Origin of the sequence: Armatimonas sp. (genome assembly GCF_031410135.1) — a bacterium.
In the GTDB taxonomy this organism is placed as follows: Bacteria; Armatimonadota; Armatimonadia; order Armatimonadales; family Armatimonadaceae; genus Armatimonas.
In genome coordinates, this window is sequence record NZ_JANNYP010000642.1 from 1 (window position 1) to 10,044 (window position 10,044).

11 protein-coding genes are annotated in these 10,044 nt (G+C 58.5%); 6 read left to right on the top strand and 5 right to left on the bottom strand.

The annotated features are described in order from the left end of the window. The 3 genes from RMO15_RS23520 to RMO15_RS23530 form a co-directional block, all read left to right on the top strand. A partial coding sequence (locus tag RMO15_RS23520) for a hypothetical protein (RefSeq protein ID WP_309718141.1) occupies positions 1 to 314 on the top strand: 314 nt, incomplete at its 5' end. A 30-nt stretch (positions 315 to 344) separates the two neighbouring features. Continuing rightward, the gene (locus RMO15_RS23525; RefSeq protein ID WP_309718144.1) at positions 345 to 1,145 is read left to right on the top strand and encodes a DUF1559 domain-containing protein; all 801 of its coding nucleotides are present in this window, start codon (positions 345 to 347) and stop codon (positions 1,143 to 1,145) included. An 18-nt stretch (positions 1,146 to 1,163) separates the two neighbouring features. Next, entirely contained in the window at positions 1,164 to 1,358 is a 195-nt protein-coding gene (locus RMO15_RS23530; RefSeq protein ID WP_309718146.1) for a hypothetical protein, read from the top strand. Positions 1,359 to 1,402: 44 nt separating this feature from the next. Here RMO15_RS23530 and solA read toward each other — a convergent pair whose 3' ends face one another. The 4 genes from solA to RMO15_RS23550 all read right to left on the bottom strand — a co-directional run bounded on the left by solA (position 1,403) and on the right by RMO15_RS23550 (position 7,630). Next, on the bottom strand, positions 1,403 to 2,404 hold the full coding sequence (gene solA, locus RMO15_RS23535) for an N-methyl-L-tryptophan oxidase (protein ID WP_309718149.1): 1,002 nt from the start codon (positions 2,402 to 2,404) through the stop codon (positions 1,403 to 1,405). Beyond that, positions 2,401 to 3,429, bottom strand: coding sequence for an SUMF1/EgtB/PvdO family nonheme iron enzyme (locus RMO15_RS23540; RefSeq protein WP_309718152.1), 1,029 nt, complete (start codon positions 3,427 to 3,429; stop codon positions 2,401 to 2,403). Before RMO15_RS23540 ends, solA begins: the two co-directional genes overlap by 4 nt. 16 nt (positions 3,430 to 3,445) lie before the next feature. Next, positions 3,446 to 4,975, bottom strand: a complete 1,530-nt coding sequence (locus RMO15_RS23545; protein ID WP_309718154.1) for an alkaline phosphatase D family protein — start codon at positions 4,973 to 4,975, stop codon at positions 3,446 to 3,448. An 87-nt stretch (positions 4,976 to 5,062) separates the two neighbouring features. Beyond that, complete coding sequence (locus RMO15_RS23550) at positions 5,063 to 7,630, bottom strand: ATP-dependent Clp protease ATP-binding subunit (protein ID WP_309718157.1); 2,568 nt, start codon at positions 7,628 to 7,630, stop codon at positions 5,063 to 5,065. 86 nt (positions 7,631 to 7,716) lie between these two features. Between RMO15_RS23550 and RMO15_RS23555 the strand changes: the two genes are divergently transcribed. Further along, complete coding sequence (locus RMO15_RS23555; RefSeq protein WP_309718160.1) at positions 7,717 to 8,418, top strand: hypothetical protein; 702 nt, start codon at positions 7,717 to 7,719, stop codon at positions 8,416 to 8,418. Here the strand turns inward: RMO15_RS23555 and RMO15_RS23560 are convergent. Then, positions 8,389 to 8,859, bottom strand: a complete 471-nt coding sequence (locus RMO15_RS23560; RefSeq protein ID WP_309718163.1) for a hypothetical protein — start codon at positions 8,857 to 8,859, stop codon at positions 8,389 to 8,391. The genes RMO15_RS23555 and RMO15_RS23560 overlap by 30 nt on opposite strands. A 75-nt stretch (positions 8,860 to 8,934) precedes the next feature. Between RMO15_RS23560 and RMO15_RS23565 the strand changes: the two genes are divergently transcribed. After that, positions 8,935 to 9,555 carry a hypothetical protein gene (locus RMO15_RS23565; protein WP_309718166.1) on the top strand — a complete coding sequence of 207 codons (621 nt, stop codon included), beginning with the start codon at positions 8,935 to 8,937 and terminating at the stop codon, positions 9,553 to 9,555. Positions 9,556 to 9,778: 223 nt separating this feature from the next. After that, the coding region (locus tag RMO15_RS23570) for a hypothetical protein (RefSeq protein WP_309718168.1) at positions 9,779 to 10,044 on the top strand (266 nt) is incomplete at its 3' end.

The window sequence follows — 10,044 nt, forward strand, 5'->3', positions numbered from 1 at the left end:
TCTCTCGCCCCCCTTCTGCTTATGCCGTTAATGGAAACAGTGCCAATAACAATGGCGTTTGGGGTTCGCACCAGGGTGGAAGTGGAACCATTGCTCCTTCAGCAGGGGCAAGTACGAATGCTGCGATCAATCGCTTCCTCACAGGAACACTCACCATGGTTTTGTATGCGGATGGACATACGAAGGCGATTAACACACAAAATCTTGTTTCCTTTCAGTGTGTCATGAATAATGGTGCATGGCGTGGAGCTTTGGGGAATGCCACAAACATTAAGACCCCGCAGGGTAATCCTGGTTGGGCACGTGACTGGTAGTTTGTTTTCGGAATCTAAAGGAAAGTTATTATGCAATCAAAAAAATCCGCATTTACGCTTATTGAGCTTCTTGTCGTGATCGCAATTATCGCGATTCTCGCCGCGATTCTCTTCCCCGTTTTTGCCCAGGCCCGTGAAAAGGCTAGAACTATTTCCTGCCTGTCGAATACTCGTCAGATTGGCCTAGGGATCATGATGTATGCGCAGGACTACGACGAGACCTACTGTCCCTACTTCAGTGGGTTTACGCCCCCTGGTACCTATAGCGCTCCCAGCCAGTACTGGCCGCAGCTTATCTCTCCCTACATCCAAAAAGCAGGCACGAGTGGGGGCGGGGGACAGGCACTGGCGACGGATCTCTCGCAGGTATTTATTTGCCCCAGTGGCAACCGCCCGAATGCGGCTATCCAGCAGGCGAACTGTAACTTTGGCTATGCCTCCTCTTACGGAATTAGTGACCACCTGGTGAACTGGTGGATGCCACCGGGAATCGCGACCACGTATATTCCGGTAAATATGGCAGCGGTTGCCTCTCCTGCTCAGGCAGCAGCAACCGTCGAGACATGGGACTGGCTCTGTGGGGGACGGCTCCCGGGTGCGGCGCTTGCACTCTCTTTCTTTGACCGCCGCTCGGGCAATATTGGCTCTATCGCCACCGCCGATGGTCGCCACTCGGGTGACTATAAGAAGACAACCCTGGCGATGCGCCCTAGCCCTAATGCAATCAACAACGTCGTCTTCTGTGATGGCCACGTTAAGGGCGTTCAGGCCCAGAAGCTCTACGCGGACGGTCAGCTCTGGAGCCTTGGTGGGAACAATGCTTGGCCATAGGGCAAAGAAAGGAAACGTATGAATTTACGACTGATGGGAATACTGAGTGCGCTGGCACTTCTGGGAACTTTAGCGATTCTGGGAGGGTGTTCGAAGCCCGCTGAAACGGAGCCAACACCTGCACCAGGTGCACCACCGGCTCCCGGTCTGCCGGGAAGCACCGCAACCGACGATGGCAAGTCCGTCATGCCGGGCGGCGGACCTCCTAAGTAGGGAGTTCCGAAAAAGCCGGGGAAGTGAGAGCTTCCCCGGCTTTTTTATTTTGTGGCGGCCTCAGCGGCGAGCTTGCCCATGAGAATCGAGAACTTAAAGCCATGCCCCGAACACGCCGAGATACGGGTGGTTTTGAGGCGCGGGTGGTCAAAGACAAAGCTCTCGTCGGGGGTGTTGGTGTAGAGGCACGACGCGTGATGCGTGATCTCGGGGCCGAGGCTGGGAAAGCGTGTGGTGGCGTAGGCAAGGGCCGCATCGTCGTCGCTTTGTAGGGTGGGACGGTCGGGCTGGCTGGGATCGAAGGGGACTTGTGGGATATGGCGTGCCAGCTTCACGCCTGCAATGCGCCCGTCGCTGGGGAAGCCGTACCAGTAGCTTTCGGCATCAATCCAGACCGGATAGCCGGGGAGCTCACCGGCTAAATACGTCACCTGCTGGCGCGTGACGGTAAGCGGCAATGGTTGCTCGCCAAAGAGCGTGTTGGCCCAGGCTCCCGCGCAGACAATCACGTGATCGAAGCTCTCTAGCTCGTCGAGGCTCTCGATTATGGTATTCTCCCGCAGCTCCGCCCCGGCTTTTTGCGCCAGCCGCGCCTGCGCCTTCACAATGGCACCGGCTCTGAGAAAGCCCGCATCGCTCTGCCAGATGGCCGTCTCGTTGGGATGGAGCACCAGAGCAGGGTAGCGCTCCGACACTTCGTCGGCACTCAGGAGTTGGTGCGCCACGCCATTGACCTCTAGTGCCTGCTGCATGCTCGTCAGCTCAGGGTGGTCTTTGGGGCCGAAGAAGAGTCCGCCACAGCGCACGAAAAGCTCCTCGCCTGCCGCTTGCTCCAGTGCATCCCAGAGCGGGTAGGCTTGGCCCATTAGCTTGGTGTAGTGCGCCTCGGGGTAGGCGTAGCGAATGATCCGCGACTCTCCGTGCGATGAGCCAAAGCCATGCCCAATCTCGAAGCGCTCAAACCCAACGACCGTGTGGCCCGCTTCCGCGAGAAACCGACATGCCGCGCTCCCGACCGCACCGATACCAACAACGGCGACTCTCATTGGGCGAGTCGGAAGCCATCGGAGTCGCCGCCCTTGCCAGGGAAGCTCCAGGCACGTCCCGCGACCCGATGCGAGGTGCTCGTGGTGTAGCTATACCACGACGCGCCGCGTAGGATACGATCCGTGCCTGTTGCGGGGCCCTTGGGGTTCTCCTCCGGGGAGCGGACGTAGTAGTCTGCGCCGTACCAGTCCGCGCACCACTGGAAGACATTGCCCGCCATGTCCATGAGGCCGTAGGCATTGACAAAAATATTCGTGCTTCGGCTGACCGGGGCGGTCTTGTCGCGCTGCTCTTTCATGCTTGACCACGCTAGCTCGTCTTTGTAGGTCTCACCCCAGGGAAAGATCGGAGCCGCCTCCCCGCCCTGCGCCGCGTACTCCCACTCGGCTTCGGTGGGCAGGCGTAGCCCCGCCCAGTCCGCCAGTGCTTTTGCTTCGTCCCAGCTCACATTGACCATCGGGTGATCGGGAATCCACCCCCAGGAAGGGGGATCGGGCATCTTGCGGTTGGTGGCTTTGCAGAACTCCTGGAACATCCCGACGGTCACCGGTGTGCGCCCTAGCTTGAAGGCTGCCAGGGTCACTTTATGCACCGGTTTGCGATCGGGCGCGGTGTCGGCGCTGCCCATCAGAAAGCTCCCCGTCGGGATGCTCACCAGCTGCGCCTTGTACTCAGCCACGGTCAGAGGCGAGGGGGGGAGCGCCGGCTTGGCAGGCTCTGGTTTGGGGGTAGTAGGGGGCGCAGGGAGCTTGCCCAGAAGCTCTGCGATCGTTTTCGCAAGTGCAGACGAGGGCTTGAGCGTGCTGGCCCTGGTCAGGCTCACCCGCGCCTCTTCCATCTTGCCTTGCTTGAGCGCGATACGCCCCAGCCAGTAGTGCCCCTCGGGCGCACTCGGCTGGAGTGCAATGGCTTTACGCGCCTCACTCGCGGCGGCATCGAGCTTCCCTGCCACCGCAAGCTGCTCAATGCGCTTTAGGAGAGCCGGAAAGCTCTCAGCTGTTTGGATGATCGCAAGACAAAGCATCGTACTACCGATTTTATCAGACGGGCCTCGCTCCAGGCTTGCCTGCCTCCACGACAAACGAGGCTCGCGTGGTCACGCTACCGCCGGGCTTCGTCACTTGATCCACCACGAGATAGTCACTCTGCCACTGGTTCTTTCTGACCGTGCAACGAACATAGCCGCGCTGTGTATTGAAAAACTGCACACAGGGATTTTCCGCACGCAGGCTTGCTAGAGTTGTCGGATTGTCAGAGCCATTACCGCCACTCGTGATAGATGTCCCGACAAACTCAGTCGCGACAATTGGGAGCTCAGCCTTGCGATCGTCCACCCGCAGGTTATTGACCCAGTTTGAGTGGATATCTCCGGTCAGTACCACGGGGTTCTTCACTTTTTTATCCGCCATGAACTGCGTCAGCGCCATCCGCTCATGAGCATAGCCGGGCCACTGATCCATGGAGAATTTCTGAGCTGGTCCCACGGTACGGTCTACCAAACCCATCATGACCTGTTGTGCTAGGACATTCCAGGTGGCGGGTGACGTGCTCAAGGCGCTCTGGAGCCACTCACGCTGATGTGTCCCCAGCAGAGTCTGTTTGGGAGAGAGGGCGGCATCGTTGAGGGGCGAGGCTGTGTCTCCGTTGGGCTGATCGGAGCGGTACTGGCGGGTATCGAGGACCAGAAGCTCCGCCAGCGTCCCGTACGATGCCTTGCGATAGAGCTGCATGTCTGGCCCCCGTGGGATGGAGCGGTGGCGCAGGGGCATCAGCTCGTAGTAGGCCTGGTAGGCATGGGCGCGCTGGAGCAAGAACTCGGCGACATCGGCTCCCTTTCGCTCCGACAGCTCCGCCGCGTAGTTGTTCTCCACCTCATGGTCATCCCAGGTCACAAACCAGGGGCAGTGGGCGTGTGCTGCCTGGAGCAAGGGATCGGAGCGGTACTGGGCGTAGCGAGTTCGATAGTCGGTGAGGGTGAGGAGCTTCGGGTTGGCATGGCGTCGTACCTGGCCGTCGCGCCCAGCTCCTTCGTAGATATAGTCCCCAAGGTGGAAGACAAGATCAAGCTCCTCCTTGACCAGCGGGGAGTAGGCGGTGAAGTAGCCCGTTTCGTAGTGTTGGCAGGAGACAAAGGCGAAACGCAGACTCTCGGGGGAGCTTTCCGGTGCGGGGAGCGTACGGGTTCGCCCCACCGGGCTGGTTGCCCCCCCCGCGTGGAAGCGGTACCAGTACCAGTGGTCGGGGGAGAGCCCCTCCACCTCAACATGGACAGAGTGTCCGAGCAGGCGGCTGGCTATCGCCTTGCCCTGCTGAAGAATCGTGGTGAAGCTCTCGTCCTTGGCGAGCTCCCAGCGCACCTCTACACTCTCCGGTGGCATGCCTCCATCGGGGTCGAGGGGACGTGGTGCAAGCTTTGTCCAGAGTACCACGCTGGTTGCCTCAGGGTCGCCCGATGCCACCCCAAGCGTGAAAGGGTTCTCTTGAAAACGCGGGAGCAGAAGTGCACCTTGGCTCCGCTGTGCCAGCGTCGGCAATGCGGCGATCGTCGCCAGGAAGAGTCGTCGGTTCATGTCTGTATTCTACCGAGAAAACAGACAATCGCGAAATAAAAAAACCGGAGCCACGGGTGACTCCGGTTTTGAGTAAAACGAGCTTGCCTACTCCTCGGTCGGTGTGGGAAGCTCACCGAGTCCACCAGGAGCGGCGGCGATCTGAGCGGGCTCAGACTCCTCGCCGATCTCGCGGAGGGTGTCGCCAATCTCTTTCTTGCGGAAGATCACCACGGAGTCGTCACCCTCGCCATCGAGCTCGGCCAGGACAATATCGCCCTCGCTGAAGCGGCCTAGAAGAACTTCCTCAGCCAGCGGGTCCTCGATCATGCGCTGCACCGAGCGGCGTAGCGGACGCGCACCGTAGGTCGGGTCGAAGCCATCGGCGGCGAGCTTGTCCATCACGGGGTCGGCGACCTCAAGGACAAGATCGTGCTGCTCTAGCTGCTTACGGACGCTGCCCAGCATCAGGTCCACGATCTGGCGGATATTGGCCGCCGTGAGCGCGTGGAAGACAATGGTCTCGTCAATGCGGTTGACAAACTCTGGGCGGAAGGCACGCTTGACCTCCTCCATGACCTTGTTCTTCATGCCTGTGTAGTCGCGCTCGGTCTCGTCCTTGGGCTTGCTGGTGCCCCGTAGCCCGATCTGTGGCTCGCGATTGATAATATGCGCCCCGATATTACTCGTCATGATCAGCACGGTGTTCTTAAAGTCCACCACGCGGCCCTGAGAGTCCGTGAGTCGCCCGTCTTCCATCACTTGCAGGAGCAAGTTAAAGACTTCCGGGTGCGCCTTCTCCACTTCGTCTAGGAGCACCACGGCGTACGGATTGCGCCGCACGGCCTCGGTCAGCTGCCCGCCCTCATCGTAGCCCACGTAGCCGGGAGGTGCCCCAACCAAGCGGCTGACCGCGAAGCGCTCCATGTACTCGGACATGTCGATGCGGATGAGATTCTCTTCTTTTTGAAACAAGAACGCGGCGAGTGCGCGGGCCAGCTCGGTCTTTCCGACGCCGGTGGGGCCGAGGAACAAAAACGAGCCAATCGGGCGCTTCGGGTCTTTCAGGCCAGAGCGAGCACGGCGAATCGCCTTGCTGACCGCGATAATGGCCTCTTTCTGGCTGATGACGCGCTTGCCCAGCGACTCTTCCATCTGGAGGAGCTTCTGGGTCTCGGTCTCGACCAGACGATTTACGGGAATCCCGGTCCAGGCAAAGACGATCTGCGCGATATCGTCTTCGTCCACGATTAGCTCAAGGCCCGCCCGCTCTGTGTCCCAGCGCCCCTGGAGCTCCGCGATACGCTCCACCAGGTAGCCCTGCTGCTCCTCTAAGAAGTTCACCCGGTCAAAGTCACCCTCATCGGGGAGGCGGCTAAGCTCTTTTTCAATCTGAATCAGCTCCGACTTAGCCTCACGCAGGGGTTGTGGCGCGGTGGCGGCCTTCAGACGAACCTTGGACGAGGCTTCGTCAATCAGGTCAATGGCCTTGTCCGGAAGATGCCGGTCGGTGATGTAGCGATCTGCGAGGCGGCAGGCGGCATTGAGCGCACTGTCTTTGATCTCGACCTTGTGGTGCTCTTCGTAGCGGTGACGGAGCCCCTTGAGGATCTCAATAGCCTCGTCCACACTGGGCTCGTCCACTTTCACCATCTGGAAGCGGCGTGCGAGCGCGGCATCTTTCTCGATGTACTTTCGGTACTCATCCAGCGTGGTGGCACCGATACACTGCAATTCGCCGCGCGAAAGCGCGGGCTTCATGATGTTGCTGGCGTCAATTGCGCCCTCCGCCGCCCCGGCTCCTACCACGGTGTGCAGCTCGTCAATAAAGAGAATAATCTCCCCATTGGCCTTGCGCACTTCGTCCATCACGCGCTTCATGCGCTCCTCAAACTCGCCGCGGTACTTGGTTCCCGCAACCAGCCCCGCCAAGTCCAGCGAGATTAGGCGCTTGTCCTTGAGCATCTCGGGGATGTCTTGCGTGACGATGCGCGTGGCCAGCCCCTCGGCAATCGCGGTTTTTCCGACGCCGGGCATGCCCACTAAAACGGGGTTGTTCTTGGTACGGCGCGAGAGAATCTGAATAACGCGCTCGATCTCTTCGGCGCGGCCCACGACCGGGTCGAGCTTGTCGTTGCGGGCGTACTCGGTCAGATCACGGCCAAACTCATCGAGCGTGGGGGTGCGAGAGCGCTGGTCCTTGCTGGGATTGCTCCGTCCGGCGGCCACGGGCTGACCCGGCTCCTGGTCTTGCAAGAGGCGCACTTCACGGCGGGTGCGCTCTAGGTCCACGCCGAGCTTGCCCAGCACTCGCCCGGCCAGACCCTCGCCCTCACGGATTAGGCCCAGAAGCAGGTGCTCGGTGCCGATATAGTTGTTGCCCAGCTGTCGGGCTTCATCGTAGGCCAGGTCAATCACCCGCTTGGCGCGGGGCGTGAGCTGCATCTCCGGCCCCATACGTCCATCGCCACGGGCGACCTGCCGCTCGATCTCGGAGCGAATCCGGCCCAGAGAGACCCCGATCCGATCCAGAATACGCGCCGCAACGCTGTCATTCTCTTTGACAAGACCGAGCAACAAGTGCTCCGTCGAAACATAGTTCTCGCCTAAACGTCCCGCTTCTTCCTGTGCGAAGAAAACTACGCGGCGTGCGCGCTCCGTGAATCGTTGCCACATAGGAGAGATTGTATCGCACTTCCCCCCGCCTCTGCCTCCTCACCGTTCGGCTAGCAAACTCTCAATTGAAGGAATCTATCCGCAGTGTGATCAAAGAGGAGATGATGAGAAAGCATATTCTAACGGTTGGAGCTTTGAGCTTATTGGCATTATCAAGTATGGCTACGCCAAGGGATAAAACAAAAAACTTCATTGAGCACCTAGATGCCTACTTTCTTCCCCCCTTCCAGAAAACAATGGATAAATTTGGCTTTGGACGGCTCAGACACAAGAGTCGTGGGCATGCTGAAGCACTGAGTATTGTTCCTGAGTCTCTGGCCCTTCTGGACTCTGAGAAAAAAGGGAGCATACTTGCCGCTGAGGCATCAGGACTCCAGCTAGAACTGCGTGTTGCAATGTTTCACTTACGCCCCGTCCCTGATGCGTATGCCCAAAATGGTTTTGCTGACTTTAATGAACCCAATGCTCAGATTCTTGTTACTGCCCCAGATCCTCTTCTAAAAGCACCTCCATTTCGTGAAACAAAACGTATGGAAGTTTTCAGTGAGCAGCTTGAGCAGATACAGCATGAAGAAGAGAAACTGCTCAATGATGCAGTTCGCTTCAAGCTCAACGAGGTACGCTCAGGTAAGGGAGTTACCTTTTCGGAGAAGGGCTGGAAGTTTGTTCTCCGGCCAATTCGGGCAGAGAGTGCTGCTTGTCTCTCATGCCATACTGATGCGAAGAAAGGCGAGACGCTGGGAGCGCTGGTCTATATGCTACGTCCCGTTTCCCACACTCGGGAGTAGGCTCTGTGAAGCGATAAATTTCTCTAGGCGCTTGGCGGCATAGGTCTCGGCCCAGTTCTCCAGCGTCTCGGTGACGGCGGCGCGTTTTTTGGAGGGCTTCTTGCGGGGATTGAGCGTGAGCGTCACGTGGTGTCCGACTTCGTGAAAGAGCGTATGAGCGAGCTGGAGAACCACGCCGCGCAGGATCGTGGCCTCCGAGGCGCTGGCGTAGTGCGGTGAGTTGGTGATGAGGTCCATGTGCGGCTGCACATAAAGCTCGATGCGAATGCCCAGATGATCCCGGATATAGACCCCGAGGCGCTCACCTTTGGGGTCGTAGTCGTGGACATAGATTCCCGCAAGACGTAGCAGGTGCTCGCGTGGGGTGGTTGCCAGCGCTGCCCGCAGCCCTGTGCCAATAGTCTCGTCGTAGTACTCCGTCGCTTCCCAGTGAATGTGCATGATAATCGCCTCTGTTGTACCCGCATTTGAAGCCGATGCCTAAATTTGGTATCTTAGTTTCGGGAGTTTAGCATCATGCGAGTTTCTTGGAGTATTTTGGGAGTGATGACACTTGTCGCTTTCGGGCTGGCTATTAAGGGGAGTCTGAGTGATGAGCGCAAGACAAGCCCGGAGCGGGAGACGGCGGAGCTTTTGGACACGCTGGTCCAGCCGCGCTTTCAGGTAACCACCGATAGCCACTTCGGGATAAGCCGACTTGTGCCCAAGATTCAGGGACACGGCCACATGGGAATGCTCCAGCCCGAGAGCGACGCCGAGAAGCGCGTGCTGGCACAAGTGGCGACGCTGGGCTGTGACTACCGCCTGGGTTTTGTCCATACCGGCTACCAGCTCAGCCGCTACACGGCCAAGTCCGTTCCCACCAAGACCCCGGACTTCGAGATCATCTGGCGCGACAACACCGACTATCACGCGCATAAAAACGAGGAGCTTGCTCTCTACAAAGAGCGCATTCTGCCCAGCACCGAGCGGCTGGAGCGTGGGGCAAGGCTAGATACCCGACAAGGCGAGTGGCAGATTTTCCTGCGCCCCGTAAAGGCTGAGAAAGAGACCTGCGTCTCGTGCCATGCTGGAGTCAAGCCCGGCCAAGTGATGGGCGCGATGGCGTATCTGGTCAAGCGCACCGCCAAGCCCTAAAAGACTTAAATAATAAGAAATAGGGAACGCGAATAAAATTTCGCAAGTATTATAAATCAGGAGGTTGGTACAAATGAAATTTTGGTATGTATCGACTCTTGGTTTAGTTGTACTTGTGGTGCCTGGGAACGCAAAGGAGCCCGTAGCCACGGTGCTACAGGGATACCAAGGAGCATTGTCGGCGTCTCAGGGAACACCATTATTTGTCCATGGACGGGTCATTGTGGCACCACCCATTGCGGAGCGTGCCTCTCCATTTCGTCACAAGGGCATCTTGAGAGCCTTTGCAAAAGGTAGTGCGGGCATCCTTCGCGCAGAACCTGCCGAGCTCAGCCAAGTTCGTCAGGTATTTAATAGGGAGCTTCTTAACTACTTTCCGAGTGTGGATAAACTGCGGAAGTTTCAGCAAGTGACTCAGGCCGACACAGTGATCTTGCCACTCCTACGCTTCTTACCCAGAGATCGAATCATTGCAGAGATATGGGCTTT